At 74.8% G+C, this 22,400-nt stretch carries 21 protein-coding genes; 1 reads left to right on the top strand and 20 read right to left on the bottom strand.

Annotated elements, in window-relative coordinates; translation table 11 throughout:
* Positions 1-5 precede the first annotated feature (5 nt).
* From carA to pyrR, 4 genes are read right to left on the bottom strand one after another with little or no spacing between them, the layout of a single operon-like run.
* Positions 6-1,172: a glutamine-hydrolyzing carbamoyl-phosphate synthase small subunit gene (carA, locus tag ACWIX3_RS14720; protein ID WP_448608097.1), complete on the bottom strand. Its 1,167-nt coding sequence runs from the start codon at positions 1,170-1,172 to the stop codon at positions 6-8.
* Positions 1,169-2,458, bottom strand: a complete 1,290-nt coding sequence (locus tag ACWIX3_RS14715; RefSeq protein WP_448608096.1) for a dihydroorotase — start codon at positions 2,456-2,458, stop codon at positions 1,169-1,171. Before ACWIX3_RS14715 ends, carA begins: the two co-directional genes overlap by 4 nt.
* Positions 2,455-3,378: an aspartate carbamoyltransferase catalytic subunit gene (locus tag ACWIX3_RS14710; protein WP_448608095.1), complete on the bottom strand. Its 924-nt coding sequence runs from the start codon at positions 3,376-3,378 to the stop codon at positions 2,455-2,457. Before ACWIX3_RS14710 ends, ACWIX3_RS14715 begins: the two co-directional genes overlap by 4 nt.
* Positions 3,375-3,983: a bifunctional pyr operon transcriptional regulator/uracil phosphoribosyltransferase PyrR gene (gene pyrR / locus ACWIX3_RS14705; protein WP_448608094.1), complete on the bottom strand. Its 609-nt coding sequence runs from the start codon at positions 3,981-3,983 to the stop codon at positions 3,375-3,377. Before pyrR ends, ACWIX3_RS14710 begins: the two co-directional genes overlap by 4 nt.
* 385 nt (positions 3,984-4,368) lie before the next feature.
* On the opposite strand from pyrR, the gene bldD reads away from it, so the two are divergent.
* Positions 4,369-4,920, top strand: a complete 552-nt coding sequence (bldD, locus tag ACWIX3_RS14700) for a transcriptional regulator BldD (protein WP_448608093.1) — start codon at positions 4,369-4,371, stop codon at positions 4,918-4,920.
* Positions 4,921-4,984: 64 nt separating this feature from the next.
* On the opposite strand, the gene ACWIX3_RS14695 is transcribed toward bldD, so the two are convergent.
* From ACWIX3_RS14695 to ruvX, 16 genes are all read right to left on the bottom strand, one after another.
* The gene (locus tag ACWIX3_RS14695) at positions 4,985-7,648 is read right to left on the bottom strand and encodes a LuxR C-terminal-related transcriptional regulator (protein ID WP_448608092.1); all 2,664 of its coding nucleotides are present in this window, start codon (positions 7,646-7,648) and stop codon (positions 4,985-4,987) included.
* 359 nt (positions 7,649-8,007) lie between these two features.
* Entirely contained in the window at positions 8,008-10,764 is a 2,757-nt protein-coding gene (locus tag ACWIX3_RS14690) for a hypothetical protein (protein ID WP_448608091.1), read from the bottom strand.
* A 261-nt stretch (positions 10,765-11,025) separates the two neighbouring features.
* Positions 11,026-11,235, bottom strand: coding sequence for a hypothetical protein (locus ACWIX3_RS14685; RefSeq protein WP_448608090.1), 210 nt, complete (start codon positions 11,233-11,235; stop codon positions 11,026-11,028).
* Positions 11,236-11,350: 115 nt separating this feature from the next.
* Positions 11,351-11,560 carry a hypothetical protein gene (locus tag ACWIX3_RS14680; RefSeq protein WP_448608089.1) on the bottom strand — a complete coding sequence of 70 codons (210 nt, stop codon included), beginning with the start codon at positions 11,558-11,560 and terminating at the stop codon, positions 11,351-11,353.
* A 281-nt stretch (positions 11,561-11,841) separates the two neighbouring features.
* Positions 11,842-12,051, bottom strand: a complete 210-nt coding sequence (locus ACWIX3_RS14675; protein WP_448608088.1) for a hypothetical protein — start codon at positions 12,049-12,051, stop codon at positions 11,842-11,844.
* A gap of 892 nt (positions 12,052-12,943) precedes the next feature.
* Entirely contained in the window at positions 12,944-13,351 is a 408-nt protein-coding gene (nusB, locus tag ACWIX3_RS14670) for a transcription antitermination factor NusB (RefSeq protein WP_448608087.1), read from the bottom strand.
* Between the two features lie 10 nt (positions 13,352-13,361).
* Positions 13,362-13,922 carry an elongation factor P gene (gene efp, locus ACWIX3_RS14665; protein ID WP_448608086.1) on the bottom strand — a complete coding sequence of 187 codons (561 nt, stop codon included), beginning with the start codon at positions 13,920-13,922 and terminating at the stop codon, positions 13,362-13,364.
* Entirely contained in the window at positions 13,923-15,041 is a 1,119-nt protein-coding gene (locus tag ACWIX3_RS14660; protein WP_448608085.1) for a M24 family metallopeptidase, read from the bottom strand.
* A 151-nt stretch (positions 15,042-15,192) separates the two neighbouring features.
* On the bottom strand, positions 15,193-15,627 hold the full coding sequence (aroQ, locus tag ACWIX3_RS14655) for a type II 3-dehydroquinate dehydratase (RefSeq protein ID WP_448608084.1): 435 nt from the start codon (positions 15,625-15,627) through the stop codon (positions 15,193-15,195).
* On the bottom strand, positions 15,624-16,715 hold the full coding sequence (aroB, locus tag ACWIX3_RS14650) for a 3-dehydroquinate synthase (protein ID WP_448608083.1): 1,092 nt from the start codon (positions 16,713-16,715) through the stop codon (positions 15,624-15,626). Before aroB ends, aroQ begins: the two co-directional genes overlap by 4 nt.
* Complete coding sequence (locus ACWIX3_RS14645) at positions 16,712-17,290, bottom strand: shikimate kinase (protein ID WP_448608082.1); 579 nt, start codon at positions 17,288-17,290, stop codon at positions 16,712-16,714. Before ACWIX3_RS14645 ends, aroB begins: the two co-directional genes overlap by 4 nt.
* Positions 17,287-18,480, bottom strand: coding sequence for a chorismate synthase (aroC, locus tag ACWIX3_RS14640; RefSeq protein WP_448608081.1), 1,194 nt, complete (start codon positions 18,478-18,480; stop codon positions 17,287-17,289). Before aroC ends, ACWIX3_RS14645 begins: the two co-directional genes overlap by 4 nt.
* 85 nt (positions 18,481-18,565) lie before the next feature.
* A complete protein-coding gene (locus ACWIX3_RS14635) occupies positions 18,566-19,240 on the bottom strand; it encodes a prepilin peptidase (RefSeq protein ID WP_448608080.1) in 675 nt (224 codons plus the stop codon).
* Between the two features lie 5 nt (positions 19,241-19,245).
* Positions 19,246-20,076, bottom strand: a complete 831-nt coding sequence (locus ACWIX3_RS14630) for a shikimate dehydrogenase (RefSeq protein WP_448608079.1) — start codon at positions 20,074-20,076, stop codon at positions 19,246-19,248.
* On the bottom strand, positions 20,069-21,742 hold the full coding sequence (mltG, locus tag ACWIX3_RS14625; protein WP_448608078.1) for an endolytic transglycosylase MltG: 1,674 nt from the start codon (positions 21,740-21,742) through the stop codon (positions 20,069-20,071). Before mltG ends, ACWIX3_RS14630 begins: the two co-directional genes overlap by 8 nt.
* Entirely contained in the window at positions 21,739-22,395 is a 657-nt protein-coding gene (gene ruvX, locus ACWIX3_RS14620; RefSeq protein ID WP_448608077.1) for a Holliday junction resolvase RuvX, read from the bottom strand. Before ruvX ends, mltG begins: the two co-directional genes overlap by 4 nt.
* Positions 22,396-22,400: the final 5 nt, after the last annotated feature.

Raw genomic sequence — 22,400 nt, 5'->3', positions numbered from 1 at the left:
TGCCATCAGGCCCTCTCCCCCGTGCCGTCCTCGACCTGCGGCGCCGGGCTCACGGCCGGCTGCCCGTCGCGCGCCGCCGCCATCAGGTCGACGAACCGCTGGAACAGCGGAGCGGCGTCGTGCGGGCCGGCCGCCGACTCGGGGTGGAACTGCACGCTGAACGCCGGGGCCTCCCGCAGGCGCAGCCCCTCGACCACGTCGTCGTTGAGGCCGACGTGGCTGACCTCGACCGGCCCGTACGGGGTGTCGGTCGGCCGGTCCAGCGGGGCGTCGACGGCGAAGCCGTGGTTGTGGCTGGTCACCCGCACCGTGCCGCTGACCCGGTCGAGGACCGGCTGGTTCAGGCCGCGATGGCCGAAGCGCAGCTTGTAGGTGCCCAGGCCCAGCGCGCGGCCGAGGATCTGGTTGCCGAAGCAGATGCCGAACAGCGGGCGGCCGGCGTCGAGCACCCCGCGGACGGCCTCGACCGCGTAGTCCGCGGCTGCCGGGTCACCGGGGCCGTTGGAGAGGAAGACGCCGTCCGGGCCGGCGGCGAGCAGGTCCTCGGCGGTGGCGGTCGCGGGCAGCACGTGCGTCTCGACGCCGAGCTCGGCCAGGTGCCGCGGCGTGGCGGTCTTGATGCCGAGGTCGAGCGCCGCGATGGTGAACCGCTGCTCGCCCACCGCCGGGACGACGTAGGGGTCGTTCGCGGTGACCGACGGCGCGAGGTCGGCGCCGCTCATGCTCTCCGAGCCGCGCACCCGGGTCAGCAGCTCGTCGGCCGAGAGGCCGTCGCTGCTGATGCCGGCGCGCATCGCGCCGCGCTCGCGCAGGTGGCGGGTCAGCGCCCGGGTGTCGATGCCGCTGATGCCGACGACGCCCTGCCCGGCCAGCTCGCCGTCCAGGCTGCCGGTGGCGCGCCAGTTGGCCGGGCGGCGGGCGGGGTCGCGGACGACGAAGCCGGCCACCCACATGCGGCGGCTCTCGTCGTCCTCCTCGTTCACCCCGGTGTTGCCGATGTGCGGAGCGGTCATCACCACGATCTGGCGGGCGTAGCTGGGGTCGGTCAGCGTCTCCTGGTAGCCGGTCATCCCGGTGGCGAACACCGCCTCGCCCAGCGTCGTCCCGACCGCGCCGTAGGCCTCGCCCCGGAACGTGCGCCCGTCCTCGAGGACGAGTACTGCTTCGGTCACCTGACCGCCTTTCCGTCGAGCACGGTCGCCTCGCCCCGCAGGAACGTGGCGACCACCCGACCGGGCAGCTCCCGGCCGGCGTAGGGGCTGTTGCGGCTGCGGCTGGCCAGCGCGGCGGGGTCGACCACCGATCGCGCGGCCGGGTCCACCAGCAGCAGGTTGGCCGGCTCGCCCACAGCGAGCGGACGGCCGTGACCGTCGAGGCGGCCGATGGCCGCCGGGCGGGCCGACATGCGGTCGGCGACGCCGCGCCAGTCGAGCAGGCCGGTGTCGACCATCGTGTCCACGACCACCGACAGCGCCTGCTCCAGCCCGAGCATGCCGGGCCGGGCCTGCGCCCACTCGCACTCCTTGTCCTCGACCGCGTGGGGAGCGTGGTCGGTGGCGACGGCGTCGATGGTCCCGTCGGCCAGCCCGTCCCGGAGCGCCTGCACGTCGGCGTCGGTCCGCAGCGGCGGGTTGACCTTGAACACCGGGTCGTAGCTCTCCGCGCAGGCGTCGGTGAGCAGCAGGTGGTGCGGGGTGACCTCCGCGGTGATCTGCACGCCCCGCGACTTGGCCCAGCGGATGATCTCGACCGAGCCCGCCGTCGACACGTGGCAGACGTGCAGGCGCGCGCCGACGTGCTCGGCGAGCAGCACGTCGCGGGCGATGATCGCCTCCTCCGCCGCGGCCGGCCAGCCGGTGAGGCCGAGGCGGGCCGAGCGGTCGCCCTCGTGCATCTGGGCGCCGGCGGTCAGCCGCGGCTCCTCGGCGTGCTGGGCCACGACGCCGTCCAGCGCCTTCACGTACTCCAGCGCCCGCCGCATGAGCGCCGGGTCGGCGACGCAGTGCCCGTCGTCGGAGAAGACCCGCACGCGGGCGGCGGAGTCGGCCATCGCGCCGAGCTCGGCCAGCCGCTCGCCGGCCAGCCCGACGGTCACCGCGCCCACCGGGACGACGTCCACCAGCCCCGCGTCGCGGCCCAGCCGCCACACCTGCTCGACGACGCCCGCGGTGTCGGCCACCGGGTCGGTGTTGGCCATGGCGTGCACCGCGGTGTACCCGCCGAGCGCCGCGGCCCGGCTGCCGGTCTCCACGGTCTCGGCGTCCTCGCGGCCGGGCTCGCGCAGGTGGGTGTGCAGGTCCACCAGGCCGGGCAGCGCGATCAGGCCGGTCGCGTCGAGCACGTCCGCCCCGGTGGCGGACAGGTCGTCGCCGATCGCGGCGACCCGCCCGTCCCTGAGCAGGATGTCGGCGGGGTCGTCGCCGTAGGGTCGCGCGCCCGTGATCAGGTGGGTGGTCATGCGGGCTCGTTCCCTCCGAGCAGCAGGTAGAGCACGGCCATGCGCACGGAGACCCCGTTGCCGACCTGCTCGACGATCGTGGAGCGGACGGAGTCGGCCACCTCGGCGGCGATCTCCATGCCGCGGTTCATCGGGCCGGGGTGCATGACGATCGCCTCGTCGGGCAGCGCCGCCATCCGTCGTCCGTCGAGGCCGTAGCGACGGCTGTACTCGCGGGCGCTGGGGAAGTACGAGGCGTTCATCCGCTCGGCCTGGACCCGCAGCATCATCACCACGTCGGCCTTGGGCAGGACGGCGTCCAGGTCGTAGGAGACCTCCGCCGGCCAGCTGCCCACCCCGACCGGGAGCAGCGTCGGCGGCGCGACCAGGGTCACCTCGGCGCCGAGGGTGTGCAGCAGCCGCACGTTGGAGCGGGCCACCCGGCTGTGCAGCACGTCGCCGACGACCGCCACCCGCACTCCCTCGAGCCGGCCCAGCCGGTGCCGGATCGTGTAGGCGTCCAGCAGCGCCTGGGTGGGGTGCTCGTGGGTGCCGTCGCCGGCGTTGACCACGCTGCCGCGCACCCAGTTGGCCAGCCGGTGCGGGGCGCCCGACGCCGAGTGCCGGACGACGATCGCGTCGGAGCCCATCGCCTCCAGCGTCAGCGCGGTGTCCTTGAGGCTCTCGCCCTTGGAGACGCTGCTGCCCTTGGCGGAGAAGTTGATGACGTCGGCGGAGAGGCGCTTGGCGGCCAGCTCGAAGGAGATCCGGGTGCGGGTGGAGTCCTCGTAGAAGAGGTTGACCACCGTCCGGCCCCGCAGCGTGGGCAGCTTCTTGACCTCGCGGCCGGCCAGCGCGGCGTCGATCTGCGCGGCGGTGTCGAGGACGAGCGTCGCGTCGGCCCGGTCGAGGTCCGCGGACTCCAGCAGGTGGCGCTTCACCGGGCCTCCTCCGTCACGAGCACCTCGTCGGTGCCGTCGATCTCGGCGAGGTGCACCCGCACCTGCTGGCTGCGCGACGTCGGCACGTTCTTGCCCACGAAGTCCGCCCGGATCGGCAGCTCCCGGTGGCCGCGGTCGACGAGGACCGCGAGCTGCACGCTGCGGGGGCGGCCGAGGTCGCGGAGGGCGTCGAGGGCCGCGCGCACCGAGCGGCCGGAGAACAGGACGTCGTCCACGAGGACGACCAGCCGGCCGTCGATGCCGGCGTCCGGCAGGACGGTCGGCTCGAGGGCGCGGACGCCGCGCAGCCGGAGGTCGTCCCGGTAGAGGGTGATGTCGGCGGTGCCGACGTCGATCGTCGTCCCGGTGAACGCCTGGATGCGGGCGGCGAGCCGCCGGGCCAGTGGGGCGCCGCGGGTCGGGATGCCGACGAGGACGAGGTCGGAGAGGCCGCCGTCGGCGGCTCCGGGGTCGGCCGACGCAGCTCGTTCGATGAGCTGGTGGGCCATGCGGTCGATGACGCGGGCGACGTCGGCGGCGGTCAGCAGGACGCCGGGGGTGCTGCCGGGAGACGGACTCCGGGCAGGCTCGGGACAGCGGGCCATGGGGCCTCCTTCCCCGCCTCACGGGACGGGTCGTTAAAGGAGTGGTCGGACCGGGATCGACCGTACTGCACGGCCCGGTGTGACCCGCACCGCGGCCGGGCGCCGCCACGGGGGTCGACCCGGACGCTGCGTCGACCCCCGACCATCTCCGGCACGACGTCCCGGCACGGAGGGGCGCGGCTGGACCGGGTGGCCCCGGATCGGACGGGACGGCGGCGTCGCAGGGAACGGAACGGCGGAACCGGGGGTGACCTGCGCGGGGGCGGAGGGTCCACGACGTGGGGCCTTCTGACCCGGATGAGTGTCCCGGTGTTCCTCGGACCGCTCGCCCAGTACGCTCCGTGACGACAACACCTCCACGACGACGGACAGTGAGCAGGAAGCGATGAGCACCGACTACTCACGGGCCCTCGGTGCCCGGCTCCGCGCCATCCGCAACCAGCAGGGCCTCTCGCTCCAAGGGGTCGAGGACAAGTCCCACGGCCGCTGGAAGGCGGTGGTGGTCGGCTCCTACGAGCGCGGCGACCGTGCCGTGACGGTGCAGCGGCTCTCCGAGCTCGCCATCTTCTACGGCGTCCCGGTCTCCGAGCTGCTGCCCGACCCGCGGCCGAGCTCGGCGGTCACCTCGACGACGAAGATCGTGCTGAACCTCGAGTCGCTGGGCTCGCTGCCCGCGGACGAGGCCGGCCCGCTGGCCCGGTACGCCTCGACCATCCAGGCGCAGCGGCACGACTACAACGGCAAGGTCCTCTCGATCCGCGCCGAGGACCTCAAGTCGCTGGCGATCATCTACGACATGAGCCCGGACGAGCTGACCAGCCGTCTCATCGAGTGGGGCGTCCTCTCCCCCGGCATGGAGAGCATCGTCGGCTTCGGTGGCGACGAGGACGAGGACGAGATCAACCCCAACTGGGAGCGCCGCCGCACCCCGCGCTGAGTGGACGTCCCGGGTGACGACGGCACTCCGGGGAGCTGCAGGGGGTGTCTCGACCGATCCCCGGCTACCCGGGGATCGCCAGCGTCCTCGCCAGTTCGGTGCGACCGCTGATTCCGAGCTTGTCGTAGATGTGCGACAGATGGGTCTCAACCGTGCGGACGGACACGACCAGCCGATCGGCGATCGCCTGGTTGCTCATCCCACGGCCGGCCAGCCGGGCCACTTCCTGCTCCCGCGAGGTCAGCAGCGGGGGTGTGACGTGGTCCAGCGCCGGCGTCTCCGCCAGGCCGCAGGCGCGGAGGAGTCTCGACACCCTCGTCGCATGCGAGGCGGCACGACGCCGGTCACCACTCCGCTCGTGGGCCGCGGAGGCCGCCGCGGCGGCGTCCGCGGCGAACAGGAGGGCTCCCGCCTTCTCGAAGCGGTGACTGGCCAGGTCGAGGTGCTCGCCCGACCCGGTCAGGACCGCCTCCGCGTGCGAGGCGAGGTCCTCGACGAACGGGGAGTCGAGCGTCCCGGCGAGCTCTCGGAGCCGGTGGGCGACGTCTGCGGCGCGGCCGAACCGGAGTCCGTCGTGCAGCAGGATGGCCTCCACCGCCGGCTGCCCCTGGTCTGCGGCGAGCGCCGCGGCCTCGAGCACCCCGTCGCCGGCCTTCGCGGTCTGCCCCCGCGCGCCCTCCAGCCAGGCCCAGGCCAGCGAGGCCACGGGATCGAAGACCGTCACTGCCCCGCGCCCGATGCGCTCCCGCTCGGCGCAGAGCTCTTCGGCACCCGCCACGTCACCGATCACGGCCCGTGCCCTGGCCAGGAGGGCGAGACAGAGTGGCAGCAGGCCGACCGGATCCCGGCGCTGCAACCCCATCTGAGCCTCCTCCAGCCACCGGATCGCCACGCACAGACGACCTGCGGCCAGTGCTGCCCAGCCGCGGTGCAGGCTGACGACGGCGTCCCCGGACCATTCCGGAGCAGCCAGGCTGCGGCGGTGCAACTCCACGACGCGCCGTTCCAGCTGCTCGATCCGTCCGGCCAGGTGGAGGGCCAGGAGCTCGGCCTGTGCCAGTGCCACCCACGTGAAGGCCCGGTCCGGACCCTCGGGGAGCGAGTCCAGCGCGTGCCACCCGGTCTCCACGGTGGCCAGCGCCTGCGTGGTCCGTCCTGTCAGCGCCAGGCTCGCGGCCGCAGTGGCCGCCGCGAGTGGCAGGGCGGCTCCGACGGGGGTTGCCGAGGTGAGGACCGGAGTGGCGTGCCCCAGGGCGCGGGCCGGGTCCCCGCCGAGCAGGGCCAGGGTCGCTTCGGTCGCGGCCAGGACCGCGCGGCCCTCGTCGGTGTCGACCTCCGCCGCCGCCTGCTTGAGCAGAGCGACCGCGTCGTCCCTCCGCCCGCGGCCACAGAAGAGCGCCAGCACCCGGGTGGCGGTCAACCACGCGCGGTCGCCGCCCGAGCCCACCACCGGGGCCGCCTCGGCCACGAGCCGCTCCCCGAGCGCCGGCTGCCCCTGCCACCAGGACGCCTCGACGAGCGCCAGGTGCGCCTGGGCATCGGCGCCCTCCTCGACGGCCGCCCGGGCGAGTCGCTCGGCCAGGGGGTGGTCCAGCATGGCGCTCGCGTGGCGCGCGGCCTCGGTGAGCACGCCGGCCTCGACCATGGGCGCGTCGCTGTCGAGGAGTCTGACGCACCGGCGCACCAGGTCACCGGGGATGCCACGACCGCCCGGGGCGTCGGACAGTTGGCGGCGGATCAGCCGCAGCCCTGCCTCGGAGGCCCGGCCACGCACGACCTCCGAGTACAGCGGGTGGGCGATGCGCACCTGCCCGGACGCTCCGGAGTCGTCGTCCACCACGATGCCCTCGCGCTGGAGCGAGGCGACCGCGTCCGCGCTGCTGAGATCGACCACCTGCTGCACGGCGAGCGGTTCGGCGGTGGCCAGGACCTCCAGTGCCCGCCATTCGGCCGGGTTCAGCTCGCCCAGCTGCGCCAGCACGATCTCCACCAGGCGCTGGGACGGTGTCATGGGCCCGCACCAGCGCCACAGCCCCGGGGCGCGCTCGAACCGGCCGGTTCGCCGACCGTCCTCCACGAGCTCCCGGAGGAACAACGGGTTCCCCCGGGAGAGCCGCCACAGTCGCTCGGTCGTCCGGGCCTCGACATCGCCCCGCAGAGCCCGGGTGAGCAACTGCTCGGTCTCGTCGCGGCTCAGCGGCTGCAGTTCGATCCGGGTGAGGAGGCGGTCCTTCCACAGGGGCGCGGCGGGGTCCGGCGCGGCGTTGCCCGTGCGGACGGCGAGCACCAGGGTGACCGCCCCGCTCATCCGCAGCTGGTGCAGCAGGGTGACCGACAGCGGGTCCAACAGGTGGACGTCGTCGACGCCGAACACCGGGGTCGGGCCGGAGCCGTCGCCGGCTATGGCCTGGGCGGCACGCTGGAGGAGCACCAGGGGGTCCGACGCCGCGTCCACCGTGGGCAGCAGATGGGCGAGCGCCCCCAGCGGGACGTGGGTGGCAGCACTCGTCGTCGCCGCGGCCCACCGGATCGGTCGTCCCCGGCGGTGTGCCATGGACAGCGCCTCGTGCAGCATCCGGGTCCGGCCCACTCCGGCCGGACTGGCGATCACGATGCCGCCCACTTTTCCGTCGAGGAGAGCGACGGTGATCGCTTCACAGGCTGCTTCGCGGCCGACCAGCGGCCAGCGATCTGCCTGCATCAGGTCGTCACGCCGGTCTTCTGGCACCTGCGCGACCGCGATGGCGCGTTCGGTGGTATGCCCACCGCTCCGCCACCTGCCGCCCGTTGATCCGACGTGAGACTTGAGGAGTCTCCGCGCTCTGTTGCCACAGCAACATTCCCCCGAGCTCGAAGCCGTTACGCGATTGTCTGTACCGGCGGAAGCATATGTATGACCGCTTGATCACGTGGCGTCACGCCGGTGTGGGAGCGCATCGACGTGACGAAACGGCCTCGGCTGTGGCAGGTCCCTACAGAAAGTCTCGGCGCGGTCACGGAATCGGCGCGAGGGCTTGCAGGGGTGCGGGGGGACCGGCTCGCTGGACCGCGGGCGCATCTGCCGGCTCCCCTGCCCGGGCACCTCGTCTAACCACCGGGCGCGGGGACCTGCGGCGATGTCGATCCTGCAGCGGAGCGCGACACCGTGAGTGCCGGCCCCCGGCCGAAGCGCGCCACCGCCGTGGCCTCCGAGGCGGGCCCGCCGGCCTCGACGGTCCAGTTCGCATCTCCGCCCGCGTGGACGAGCCGCTCCGGCGGGACGCCGTCACGGACGAGGTCACCCCACAGCGAGGCGGGCACGGCCACGGTGCCACCCTGGGACGACGGTCCCGTGATCCATGCGGCCAGTTCCGCGGTCGGCAGCCTCGGAGCCGTGCTGGGCAGGAAGAGCCCACCGACGACGACGAGCACCAGCACGGGCAGAGCCACGGCTGCGCGGATCAGGGGGTGGGACCGCTGCGCCGACGGCTGCGCGCGCCCCGTGTGGATCAACATCGACCCCAGGAGGGCGACGGCGCCGACCGCCCCCGCGAGCGCGCTCCCGGCGCCGGGCCAGGGCAGCGCCGCGAGGAGCACCGCGGCGCCGGCCACGGCTGCGAGAGGGCGGAGGCTGCGGTGCCGGATCGCGGCCACCACGACCAGGGCCGCAGTGAGCACGAGCAGGATCCGGACCGAGCCGTCGACGGGCAGGTCGTCAGGGCGGGTCCCGAGGTAGGCCGCCAGGCTCGTCACCGGCAGGACCAGCGCGAGCAGGAGCCAGCGCCGGACGTCGGCGTCGGCGTCGGGCCGGGCATGCCGCGGTCCGGATCGGGCGTGCCTCCCGGCTGGGCGCCCGGCGGCGAGCACGAGCACCGTCCCGAGCGCCAGGGGCACGGCGGTCGCCGGAGCGGTGAGCACGCCGACGGCGACCGCCAGCGCGCCGAACCCGGCTGCCGTCCGGCCGACCACACCGGCGAGCAGGAGCGCACCCATCGCGGTCCAGGCCGCCCCGAGCACGCCGGGCCCCACCGTCGCCAGGACCGTCACCACCGGGCCCATGACCACCGCGGCAGCCAGGGGCAGGATGACGGCCCGGGGCCGTACCCGCCCGGTGAGCGCCAGGGTCGCCAGGCAGACCACGAGCACCGCCGTGGCCACCACGGCCAGCTCCCGCCCCGCCGCCATCACGGAGGCGTGCCGCGAGAACGCCCCGCTCAGCCGGGCGTACCACACGAGCTGCTCGTGGGCGAGGAGCTCGGCCGATCCGACGGACGGACCGGTGGACGTGCCCACCACGGCGGCCAGCGCACTGTCGACCAGTCGGGTCTCCCCCGCCGAGGCCGGGAGCGACCGGGAAACGGTCGCGACCCGGGCGACCACCGCAGCTGCCAGGCAGCCCACGCTGATGAGCGCCAGGGTCCCGCGGATCCGGGCCGAGGTGGCGGCCGGGACCCGCAGACGAGGCCACCGGCGGACGGAGAGGTGGTAGGCCAGCTGGAGCAACATCCAGGCCACGAGGGCCGAGCCGAGCCACGGCAGCACCAGGAAGAACAGTTGGACGACGTCCAGGATGGTGGCGACGACGTCCCCGTTCCGCACCGCGGTGTCGACGTCGTGCAGGTACTCCTGCAGCGCTGACCACACCACGGGGAGGACGGCCGGCGCGGCGATGAGGAAGATCGTGAGGCCTAGCAAGATGACCGGCACCGAGACCGCCACCCACAACACGATCAGCCGCCGTGCCCACGGCCGGAGTTCGCGGACCTTGGGGTGGGTGGGGCGTCCCGGTACGAGGCTGGTGAGGACGGGGCCCACGTAGCTGAACAGGTCGGGCACTCCGACGACGTCGGCCAGGATGTAGTAGCCGTCGAACCGGATGGACGGGAAGAACTGGGAGGCTGTCTCGACGTGCATGCCGATGAGCGCCAGCAGCAGCCAGGGCTGCCCGGTCGTCAGGTAGAGCCCGCTCACCCCGGCGATGACGATGGCGTCGAAGTAGACGCCGCCCAGGTCGGTGCGTAGCCGTCCGACGCGGTCGAGGCGGTAGGAGTCGGTGACGGTGCTGTAGTAGGCCGGCCAGACCAGGTAGAGACCGACGCCCATGTCGCCCGGGGTGGCTCCCCCGTACCGGCAGGCGGTGACGTGGCCGAACTCGTGGAAGGCCCCGCCGACGTAGCTCAGGCCCAGGATCGCGAGGACGAGCACCGGTTGGTGGATCACCTGGAGCAGGCCCGCCTCGACCTGACCGATGAGGCGGCCCTGGAGGAGGATCAGCACGTCCAGGCCGATGAACGTCGCCAGCGCAGCCACCCAGACCGGGCGGGCGAACAGTGGCTGGAAGATCCCGGCGATCCGCCTCGTCACCCCGGCGGGTACGACTCCGACGCGATGACGCAGTGCCAGGAGGGGGTCGGACTTGACCGGCGGTGCGGGCGGGACTCCGCCGGCAGTGCCGCTCGTCCCGTCGGGCCCGCCGTCAGGCTCCGGGAGATCCCCCTCGTCGGGGGCGATGACGCCGACCGGCCGCAGCCGCTCGGTGACGAGGAAGGACACGTCCTCGGGAGTGAGGTCCGCGTCGAGTTCGGCGCTGAGCTCGGTGGCGATCTCCGCCGTGCTGCGGCCGTCCAGGGAGCTGGCCACCCGGTACAGGAGCCGGGGCAGCTGCATGACCTGCCCGTCGGCTCGGGAAAGCAGGTACTTCGGTACCTCGTAACCGGAGTCCTGGAACGCGCCGAGCAGCTCCGTCCCCTCGGCCAGCCGGTAGACCGCGGCTCGGCGGGCCGTCCGCTGGTCGTCCGACCCCTCACGGCTGCCCGGGTCCGCGTCCGCGGCCTGCGGCGGCGCCAGGACTGCGTGCTCTCCCACGATGTCCTCTCCGTCGACCGGAGACCCGTCGACTGGTTCGACCTGCACTCACCTGCGCCCGACCCCACCGCGGGGGCACGCCCTGACCGGAGGGCCGAGGGCGTCTCTTCCCCGTTCGGACACTCGTCCTCGACCGGACACTCGTCCTCGCGGGTCGCTCCACGAAACGCCAGGACGCAGCGTGGGACGGTGGCGGGGGTGCAGCGGGAGGGGCCACCGCGGTGGCCCCTCCCGCTACCGATCCGGCCGGGTCAGGCAGGATCAGCCGGCGCCGCCGGCGCCACCGGTGCCGCCCTCGGCCGTGGCGGTGCCGGAGGTCGCCGTCAGGGTGCTGTCGGTGACGTCGCCCTCGACGACGATGACGGCGATGGAGATGGCGGCGGCGTCTCCGCCCCTGCCGCCACGTCCGCCGCCGCCGCGACGCATGGTGGTCCGTGCCGGCAGCAGCTCGACGGTCTGGTCTTCGAACATGGGGAACTCCTCAGGGTCGTCGGTGTGTGTGAACTTCGCTGTTCGGTTCGCAGCCGCAGCGGGAGGGGCCACCGCGGTGGCCCCTCCCACCACCGATCCGGCGGGTCGGGCAGGATCAGGCGTCGCCGCCGGCGCCACCGGCGCCACCGGTGGCCTCGGCGGCGCCGGACTCCGCAGTCAGGGTGCTGCCGGTGACGTCGCCGCCGACGACGATGACGGCAGCCGAGACGGCGATGGCGTCTCCGCCCCTGCCGCCACGTCCGCCGCCGCCGCGACGCATGGTGGTCCGTGCCGGCAGCAGCTCGACGGTCTGGTCTTCGAACATGGGGAACTCCTCAGGTCGTCACTGTGTGGATCTCGCAGCAGGGGTCGGGGCCACTCCGCTCGAGCAGACCCGCCCGCCCCTTCCGCTCGCCCGGGTCCGCCGGCACCGGCCACCGTGTCGGCAGCCGGTGCCGGCGGGCGGCCCGGTGAGCCGCGCAGCTGCTGCCCCGCAACCGGCCAGGGTCGCCCCGCAGCAGCTCCGTGCGTGGCCGGCGGTCCGCAGCGGGAGGGGCGACGAGCTGGCAGCCCCTCGCGCTACCCATCCGGCCGGGTCAGGCAGGATCAGGCGTCGCCGCCGGCGCCACCGGCGCCACCGGTGGCCGTGGCGGCGCCGGAGGTCGCCGTCAGGGTGCTGTCGGTGACGTCGCCGCCGACGAAGATGACGGCAGCCGAGACGGCGATGGCGTCTCCGCCCCTGCCGCCACGTCCGCCGCCGCCGCGACGCATGGTGGTCCGTGCCGGCAGCAGCTCGACGGTCTGGTCTTCGAACATGGGGAACTCCTCAGGGTCGTCACTGTGTGGGCTTCGCAGCAGGGTCGGGGCCACTCCGCTCGAGCAGGCCCGTCCACCCCTCCCGTTCGCCCGGGTCCGCCGCCCCGGCCACTGGCCCGAGGAGGCACGAGAAGGCTCGTCGCCGGCAGAGGACGCGGGCATCCGGGCCCGTCACTGATTCGTCCGATGCGGATCCCGAACCGAGGGGAGGGGGTACCACGTAAGTCGGGTCCAGGGCCACGTAGACCGCGCGCACTGGGCGATCGGGGGTCGCGGGGCGGTTGCGGCCGTGGTACTAGTCGCGGATGCCTACCCCTCCACCCGTGGTCCTCCTCGCCGGCGGGCTGCTGTTCGTGGCGCTCGCGGCCTGTTCCCTGAGCGGCGACCGAGTGGTGGCCGCGGGTGCCGCGGGTGCCGCAGGTGCCGCGGGTGAAGCGGGTTCCGCCGGTGCGCCGGGATCCCCTGGTGCACCGGGATCCCCCGGTGAGCCGGGCCGGTCCAGTTCGGTCGGCGGCGTCAGTGTCGTGTCCAGCTCCGGGAACTCGTGCACGGTGACGCTGGGAGGCCATGCCACCGCACACGTCCTCGGCACGACGTTCACACTCCGGGACATCCGTGACGGCCGGGCCACCGTCCGGGTCGGAGATCGAGAGGTCTCCGGTGCCGAAGGTGAGACGGTGGCGGCGGGTCCTCTGACGCTGCACCTCACGGCGGTCACCGAGGACCGCGTCAGCTTCACCGCGTCACTGAGCTGAGTCCGTCAGCGCACCCGCGGTTCACCATCACCATCACCGCCCACGCGGCTCCGGCAGACGCCACCCTGGACGCGACGAGGCCCACTCCGCCTGGGCGGAGTGGGCCTCGTCGCCTCCGGCGGTGGTACCTGCCGACCTCAGCTGGTGGGGACCTCGGCGTCGAGCACGGCGCCCAGGACGCCGTTGACGTAGGCCGGCGAGTCGTCGGTCGACAGCGACCGGGCCAGCTCGACGGCCTCGTCTATGACGACCGGGTCGGGCACGTCGTCGACCCACAGCAGCTCGAAGACCGCCATGCGCAGGATCGCGCGGTCGACGTCGGGCAGCCGGTCGATCGACCAGCCGCGCGCGTGCCGGTCGATCAGCTCGTCGATGCGGGCGGCGTGCTCGGCCACCCCCTCGACCAGCCGGACGGCGTGGTCCGGGATGGGCGGCGAAGCGAGCGCCACCCGCTCGCGGAGCAGCTCCAGCGGGTCGCTGCCGCGGACGTCGGCCTCGTAGAGGACGTCGACGGCGCGCTTGCGCGCCTTGGTACGGGCAGCCACGTGAGCAGCGTCAGTTGGCGCGGCCGAGGTACCGGCCGTCGCGGGTGTCGACCTTGAGCCTGTCGCCGGTGTTGACGAACAGCGGCACCTGGATCTGCGCGCCGGTCTCCAGCGTGGCCGGCTTGGTGCCGCCGGTGGAACGGTCGCCCTGCAGGCCCGGGTCGGTGTGCTCAACGACCAGCTCGAGGGTCACCGGGAGCTCGACGTAGAGCGGCGTCCCCTCGTGGACGGCGACGACGACCTCGGTGTTCTCCAGCAGGTAGTCCGCACCGCCGCCCAGGGTCTCGGCCGGGACGTGGATCTGGTCGTAGGTCTCGCCGTCCATGAAGACGAAGTCGGTGCCGTCCTTGTACAGGTACGTCATGCTCCGCTTGTCGACGGTGGCGGTGTCGACCTTGGTCCCGGCGTTGAAGGTCCTGTCGACGACCTTGCCCGAGAGCACGTTCTTCAGCGTGGTGCGGACGAACGCGCCGCCCTTGCCCGGCTTGACGTGCTGGAACTCGGTGACGGCCCAGAGCTGGCCGTCGAGGTTGAGGACCATGCCGTTCTTGAGGTCGTTGGTGGTAGCCATCTAGAGGACCAGCAGTTCCTTGCTCGTGAGGGTCAACAACTCGGGCTCGTCGTCCGTGACGATCAACGTGTCCTCGATCCGGACACCGCCGTGGCCGGGCAGGTAGACCCCCGGCTCCACGGTGACGGCCATGCCGGCGGCCAGCCTACCCGCGCCCAGCTGCCCGATGCCCGGCGCCTCGTGGATCTCCAGCCCCACCCCGTGGCCGAGGCCGTGGGTGAAGTGCTCGGCGTGCCCGGCGGCGGCGATGACGTCGCGGGCCGCGGCGTCGACGGCGACCACGTCGGCGCCGACGGCCAGCGCCGCCCGTCCCGCGGCCTGCGCGGCGGCGACCAGCTCGTAGACCTCGCGCTGCCAGTCGGCCGCCTCGCCGAGTACCACGGTGCGGGTCATGTCGGAGTGGTACCCGTCGACGGTCGCGCCGAAGTCGAGCTTGAGGAGGTCACCGGGCCGCAGCTCGGTGGTGTCGGGCCGGTGGTGCGGGATGGCGGAGTTCGCGCCGGTGGCCACGATGGTCTCGAAGGACGGCGCCTCGGCACCCATCGACAGCATCCGGGCGTCGAGCTCGCGGCCGACCTGCAGCTCGGTGCGCCCGGGCCGCAGCGCCCCCTCGGCGGCCAGCTCGGCCAGCGCCGCGTCGGCGACCGCGCAGGCCCGGCGCAGCGCGTCGACCTCGTCGTCGTCCTTGACCGCGCGCAGCGTCTCGACCGCCCGCCGGACGCTGGTCAGCTCGGGCACGGTGCCGCCGCCGGCGGCGTCGGTGAGCACCGACTCCAGCACCCGCAGCCCGTCGACGGTCAGGTGGTGGCTCTCGTAGCCGATCCGCCCGGCGGGCGAGCCACCCGACCGGGGGCGCACCGCTTCCCGCGCCAGGGCGGAGACGGTGGCGCGGTCGACCAGCAGCTCGACGTCGGGCACCTGGGTGCCGGCCTGGGTGGTGTAGCGGCCGTCGGTGCCGAAGACGTCGGTGCCGTCGGTGCGCAGGAGCAGCGCGCCGTTCGAGCCGGTGAACCCGGTCAGGTAACGCACGTTGACCAGCTCGGTCACCAGGACGGCGTCCAGCCCTCGCTCGGCCGCCGTCGCGCGCAGCCGCTCCCGGCGCTCGGCGTACCTCACCATGCCCTCCGTTCGGCTCCGCGGTCGCTCCGCTGCTCGCTCAACAGCACCGGTCGCCTCCGTGGTCGCTCCGCTCCTCGCCCGCAGAGTTCGCTGCGATGCTCACTCCCTGCCGGCTCCGTGACCTCGCTGCGAGTGCTCACTCCCCGTCGCCTCACGCGGCCCCCTGTGCGGCCAGCCACCGCAGCGCCAGCACGTAGCCCTGCACGCCCAGCCCGGCGATCACCCCGTCGGCGACCCCCGAGACGTAGGAGTGGTGCCGGAACTCCTCGCGCTTGTGGATGTTGCTGATGTGCACCTCGACCACCGGCGCGGTCAGCATCGCCAGCGCGTCGCGCAGCACCACCGAGGTGTGCGACCAGCCGGCCGGGTTGAGCACCACCGGGTCCCCGGCGTCGGCCGCGGCGTGCACCCAGCGCAGCAGCTCGCCCTCGTCGTCGGTCTGCCGGACCTGCACCTCCAGGCCCAGCTCGTCGGCCGCGGCGGTGACCAGCTCGACCAGCTGGGCGTACGTCGTCGCCCCGTACTTCTCCGGCTCCCGCGTGCCGAGGCGGCCGAGGTTGGCGCCGTTGAGCACCTGGATCGTCACGGTGCCTCCGATACTGCGGCCCACGCCGCGTCGAGCCAGGCCCGGTCGGGGTCGGCGAGGATGCGCGGGTTGCCGATGCCGTCCAGGACGACGAACCGCAGCGAGGCGCCGCGGGCCTTCTTGTCCACGCGCATCACCGACTGGATCTGCTCCCAGTCCCCGGCGTAACGCGTGGGCAGGCCCATCGCGGCGACCAGCCGGGCGTGCCGGTCGACCTCGTCGCGGGTCAGCAGCCCCGCCTGGCCGGCCAGTTCGGCGGCGAACACCAGGCCGACGGCGACCGCCTCGCCGTGCCGCCAGCCGAAGTCCTCCACCCGCTCGATGGCGTGGGCCAGCGTGTGCCCGTAGTTGAGGAACTCCCGCACGCCGGTGTCGAAGAGGTCCTCCCCCACCGCGTCGGCCTTCACCCGCACCGCTCGCTCTATGAGCTCCTCGGTGTCCCGGCGGCCCGTCGGGTCGGCCTCGAGCAGGTCGAGGATGCGGGGGTCGGCGATGAAGCCGCACTTGACCACCTCGGCCATCCCCGCGCGGAACTCCGCCACGGGCAGCCCGGCGAGGACGTCGGTGTCGGCGAGCACGGCCACCGGCGGGTGGAAGGCGCCGACGAGGTTCTTGCCCGCGCCGGTGTTGATGCCGGTCTTGCCCCCGAGCGCGGCGTCGACCATGCCGAGCACGCTGGTCGGCACCTGGACGACGCGCACGCCGCGCGTCCAGGTCGCGGCCACGAAGCCGGCGAGGTCGGTCACCGCGCCCCCGCCCACGCCGACGACGGCGTCGGACCGGGTCAGCCCCAGCCGGCCGAGCTCCTCCCACACGCCGGCCGCGACCGCCGCCGTCTTGGCGGCCTCCCCGTCGGGGACGACGACGGCCTCGGCGCCGACCCCGGAGGTCTGCAGCGTCTCCACCAGCGCACCGGCCAGCGCGGCCAGCGGCGGGGCGTGGACGACCGCGGCGCGAGCGGTGCCGTCGAGCACGTCGATCGTCAGGCTGCCCAGCTCGTGCTGCGCCCCGGGCCCGATGACCACGTCGTAGGGCCGCTCGCCGGGGACGGTGACCCGCCTCCGCGTCGTCGGTCCGCTGCCGCTCACGACGTCGCCTGCGCGGGGACGGCGGCGGCCACCTCGTCGACGACCTCGCCGGGCCCGCGGCCGCCGGTGGCCACGGTGAGGGTGGCGACCTCGGCGTACAACGGCGCCCGCGCGGCGAGCAGGGTGCGCAGGGTGGCCCGCGGGTTGAGGCCGAGCACCGGGCGGCTGCGGCCCAGGCCCACCCTCTCCGCGGCCGAGGCGAGGTCGACGTCCAGCCAGACGACGGTGCCGCCGGCGCGGGTGTAGCCGGTCAGCCGCTCGCGGGTGACCGCGCTGAGCACCGCGCCACCGCCGAGGGCCAGGACCCCGCCGTGCTCCTCGAGCGCGACGGCGACCGCCTGCTCCTCCAGCGCCCGGAAGTGCGGCTCGCCGAGGTCGACGAACAGGTCGGCGACGCGTTGGCCGGTGGCGGCCTCGACGTCGGCGTCGGTGTCGCGGAAGGCGACCCCGAGCCGGCCGGCGAGCGCGGTGCCGACGGTGGTCTTGCCCGACGACGGGGCCCCGACGAGGACCAGCAGCGGGCGGCGTGCCGCGGTCATCGGGCGGGCGGGGGTCCCGGGTTCGGCGGAGCTCATCGGATCGTCAGCGCGTCGAGGTAGGCGCGCGCGTTGCGCCGGGTCTCGGCCAGCGAGTCGCCGCCGAACTTCTCCAGCGCGGCGTCGGCCAGCACCAGCGCCACCATCGCCTCCATGACGACGGAGCCGCGGGGCACCGCGCAGGCGTCGCTGCGCTGGTTGATGGCGACGGCGGGTTCGCCGGTGGCGACGTCGACGGTGGCCAGCGCCCGCGGCACCGTCGAGATCGGCTTCATCGCGGCGCGGACCCGCAGCACCTCGCCGTTGGTCATGCCGCCCTCGATGCCGCCGGCACGGTCCGACAGCCGCTGGACGCGGGCCTCGCCGTCCTCACCGGGGGCCAGCACGATCTCGTCGTGGGCCACCGAGCCGCGGCGGCGGGCGGTCTCCAGCCCGTCGCCGACCTCGACGGCCTTGACCGACTGCACGCCCATGAGCGCGGCGGCGAGCCGGGAGTCCAGCCGGCGGTCCCAGTGCACGTGGCTGCCCAGGCCTGGCGGCAGGCCGTGCACGACCACCTCGACGACGCCGCCGAGGGTGTCGCCGTTCTTCCGGGCGTCGTCGACCTCGGCGACCATGAGCGCGCTGGTCCCCGGGTCGGCGCAGCGCACCGGGTCCTCGTCGATGCGCGGGTTGTCGCCCGGGCCGGGCACCACGCCGTCGGGGACGACGACCGGGCCGATGCCGACCACGTGGCTGACCACCTCGGCGCCGAGGGCCTGGCGCAGGAACGCCCGCGCGATCGCGCCCAGGGCCACCCGGGCCGCGGTCTCCCGCGCGCTGGCCCGCTCCAGGACCGGCCGCGCGTCGTCGAAGCCGTACTTCTGCATGCCGGCGAGGTCGGCGTGGCCCGGGCGCGGGCGGGTGAGCGGCGCGTTGCGGGCCTGACCGGCGAGCACCTCGGGGTCGACCGGGTCGGCGGACATGACCGTCTGCCACTTGGGCCACTCGGTGTTGCCGACCTGGACGGCGATCGGCCCGCCCTGGGTCAGCCCGTGCCGGATCCCCCCGGTCAGCGAGACGACGTCCTGCTCGAAGGACATCCGGGCGCCGCGGCCGTGGCCGAGGCGGCGGCGGGCGAGGTCGAGGTCCAGGTCCGGCGTCGCGACCTGCACGCCGGCGGGCAGGCCCTCGAGGATGGCGGTGAGCTGCTGGCCGTGCGACTCACCGGCGGTCAGCCAGCGCAACATGTCCGCGATTGTGCCAGTAGCAGGACCCCCTTCCTCCCCACCCCTCGCGAGCTGGGGGCCGGCCCCGAGAAGGGGGCCGTCCTGCTCAGGACGGGGGCAGCGGGCTCCCCATGGCCAGGGCGAGCACCGCACCCACCAGCAGCGGCGGACCGAACGGCAACGCGGTGCGCCAGCCGGCCCGCCCGGCGGCGATCAGGGTGAGGGACGCCGTCGCGCCGGTGACCAGCCCGAGGAACACCCCCGCCAGCAGAGCGCCCCAGCCCACCCAGCCGAGCACCAGGCCGAGCAGGCCCAGCAGCTTCACGTCGCCGAAGCCGAGCCCCCGCGGGGGGAGGACGGCGGCGCAGGCGGCCACCGCGAACGCGGCCGCGCCGGCCAGCGCGGCGCGCAGCAGCGCCGCCCAGGTGCCGAGTGCGACGGCGTCGACCAGCAACGCCGTCACCACAGCGGAGTACGCCGGGACGGTCACCCGGTCCGGGAGCCGGTGGGCGGCGAGGTCGACCTGGGCGAGCACCACGCCGGCGACCCCGGCCCAGGCCAGTGCGACCGTGCCCGGGCGCACGCCGCCGGCCAGCAGCGCGCCGCCCAGTGCCAGCGCGGCGAGGACCACGGTGAGCGCGGTGCGCAGCGGGCCCGCCGTCGCCGCGTCGTCCCGCCGGGCCAGCCGGGCCGACACCCGGGCCAGCCACGGCCCCAGCGCCAGGCCACCGGCGAGGGCCAGCGCGAGGACCACGCCGAGCGGGAGGTCCGCGGCGGGCACGCCGGTCAGCGGGGGCCGACGGCGGCGTCGAGCGCGCCGCGCATCGCCACCAGCGGCGCCGGCCGGCCGGTCATCAGCTCCACCTGGGCGGTGGCCTGCCAGAACAACACCTCGAGGCCGCCGACGACGGTGCCGCCGACCTCGGTGACCGCGGTGGCCAGGGGGGTGGGCCAGGGGTCGTAGAGGACGTCGAGGACGGTCTGCCCCGCCGTCCAGGGCAGCTGTGCGACCGCCGGCTGGCCGCCGACCGGCACGGTGCTGACCACGACCTCGGCGTCGACGACGGCCGAGGTCAGGGACACCACCGTCGTCGGGACGCCCAGGGTGCCGAGCACGCGCAGCAGGTCCCCGGCGCGGCCCGGCTCGCGGACGACGACGTCGACGTGCACGGCGCCCAGCGAGGCCAGCGCGACCGCAGCGGCCGCCGCCGTCCCCCCGGCCCCGACGATGGCGGCGCGGTCGACCGAGGTGACCCCGGCCTGCTGCAGGGTGGTGCCGACGCCGAGGACGTCGGTGTTCTCCGCCCGCCAGCCGGCCTCGGTGCGCACCAGCGTGTTGGCCGCGTGCAGCAGGCGCGGCAGCGGCTCCACCACGTCGGCGACGTCGGCCGCCGCCTGCTTGCACGGCATCGTCACCGAGAAGCCGCGCCACTCCTCGCCGAGCCCGGCCAGCAGCACCGGCAGGTCCGCAGGCCCGACGTCGAGGGCGTCGTAGGTCCAGTCGTGCAACCCCAGCGCCGCGTAGGCGGCCCGGTGCAGCAGCGGGGACAGCGAGTGCGCCACCGGACGGCCGAGGACGGCCGCCCTCCTGGACCCCCCAGCTGCCCCGTCAGCCACCGCAGCCGAGGCCCGCGGCGGCGCACCGTGCCCGCGCCGCCTGGAACTCCGCGTAGTCGGCGGTGAAGAAGTGACCGCCCTCTGCGTTCTCCAGGACGTAGTAGAGGAGGTCCCCGGCGCTCGGCGCGAGGGCCGCCTCGAGGCTGGCCTCACCGGGCGAGCTGATCGGCGTCGGCGGCAGCCCGGCCCGGGTGCGGGTGTTGTACGGGCTGTCGGTCTGCAGGTCGGTCACGGTCAGGTCGTTGCCGTTCTTGCCCAGCCCGTACGCCAGGGCGGCGTCGATGCCGAGCGGGATGCCCTGGCCGAGCCGGTTGTAGACGACCTGGGCGACGTCGGCCCGCTCCTCGTCCAGCCGTGTCTCCGACTGCACCATCGAGGCCACGGTGACGATCTCGGCGGGCGTCCGCCCGGCCGCGGCGGCACGCTGCTCGAGCTGCAGCCGCTCGGCGGTCGCGGTGAACTCGCCGACCATCTGGCGCAGCACGTCGACCGGGGTGTCGTCGGGCTCGAACTCGTAGGTGGCCGGGAAGAGGTAGCCCTCCAGGCGGCCGCCGGCGTACGGCGGGAGACCCAGTGCGGCCGGGTCGGCGACCGCGGCCTCGAGCTCGGCGACCGGCGTGCCGGTGGTCTCGGCCAAGCGGTCGAGGACCGCCTGCACGGTGAAGCCCTCGGGGATCGTCACGCGCGAGACCATCCGCGAGGCCGGGTCCAGGAGCAGGTCCAGTGCGGCCGCGCCGCTCATCTGCGAGCGCAGCGCGTAGACGCCCGGCTGGATCCCGGTGGCGGCCGGCTCGGTCTCGGCGGCGTCGACGAACGGGCCGGGCGAGGCGATGACGCCCTCGGTCACCAGGGTGCGGGCGATGTCGCTGAGCGTGTCGCCGGAGGAGACACGCACCTCGACGACGCCGCCGCCCTGCCCGGTGAAGTCCTCCCCGCCCGGGTTGACCAGGCCGATCAGCGCCTTGCCGCCGTAGAAGATGCCGCCCACGATGCCGGCGAGGACCAGCAGCGAGAGGACGGCGGCCACGGGGCTGCGCCCGCGACGCCTGCGGCCGTCGCGCCCGCCGCCGTACTCGTCGGCGTCGCGGTCGTACTCGTGGTGGTCGTACTCGTGGTGGTCGTACTCGTGGTGGTCGTACTCGTGGTGGTCGTCCTCGTGGTGCTCGCGCTCGGCGCGCCGGCCGCGGCGCCGGCGCCGCACGTCCTCGGCTCCGGAGGCGCCCAGCACGTCCAGGCCGCCGGTGGAGTCGGCGTCGTCCCGGTCGTGGGCGTCGGCGGCGTACGCCTCGGTGTGGTCGGGGTCCGCGCCGGGGACGGCGGGGACGGCGCCCACCCCGACCGTGGCGTCGTCGGCAGCGCCGTCGGGACGGTGGGCGAGCCGGGACCAGGCGCCCGCGGGCATCGGCGGCAGGTCGGGCAGCGGCTCGGAGGGGTGCGGGGGCCGCAGCGGCTGGTGCTCGCCGGCGTGCGCGACCGGGCCGGGCATCGGCCCCGTGCGGTCCTCGTCGGCCCGGCGGCGGCGCGGCGCGGGGCGGGCGTACCGGCCGGCGTCCGCGCCGGGCGGCCGGCTCGGCATCGAGGCCAGCCACGCGGACGCGGGCACGCCGCTCGGGGAGTCCGGGGAGGCGTGCCGACCCCGCCGCCCCGGCGAGGTCGGGTCGCTCACGAGCGCTCCCGCTGCGCGTCCAGATAGGCCTGGAGGATGACCACGGCCGCGGCCTGGTCGATCACCGAGCGCTGGCGGCGGCTGTCCAGACCGTTCGCCCGGAGGGAGCTGGCTGCGGTCACGGTGGAGAGCCTCTCGTCGACGAGGTGCACGGGCACCGAGCCGATGCGCCCGGCGAGTGCCCGAGAGTAGGCACGCGCCTCCTTCGCCGACGCGCCCGACGCACCCGAGAGGTGCCTCGGCTCCCCCACGATCACCTCTGTCACCTCGTGTTCCACGACGAGCGCCGCGATGCGGTCGAGGTCGGACTCGTCACGGGCCCGCTGCACCGTCTCCAGCGGGCTGGCCAGGGTGCCGGTGGGGTCCGAGATCGCCACGCCGACGCGCACGCTGCCGACGTCGATGCCCAGCCGGCGGCCCTGCCGCCTCGGGCGGGGCGGGACCGGCAGGCCGCCGGGCAGCCCGCTGGACAGGTCGATCTGCGCGGTCTCGTGCCGCACCGGGGGGAAGGCGGCGCGCAGGTCGATCTGCTCGGTCGCGTGGTGGACCGGCCGCGGCGGGGTCGCGCGCGGCCGCGACGGGGGGACGGCGGGCCGTCCCTGCATCGGGCGCTCGCCCGCCGGACCGGTCTCGTCGGGGTGCTGACTGGGCACTCCGG

This window comes from Geodermatophilus sp. URMC 60 (assembly GCF_053502585.1).
This window is presented reverse-complemented; position numbering and strand designations above follow the sequence as displayed.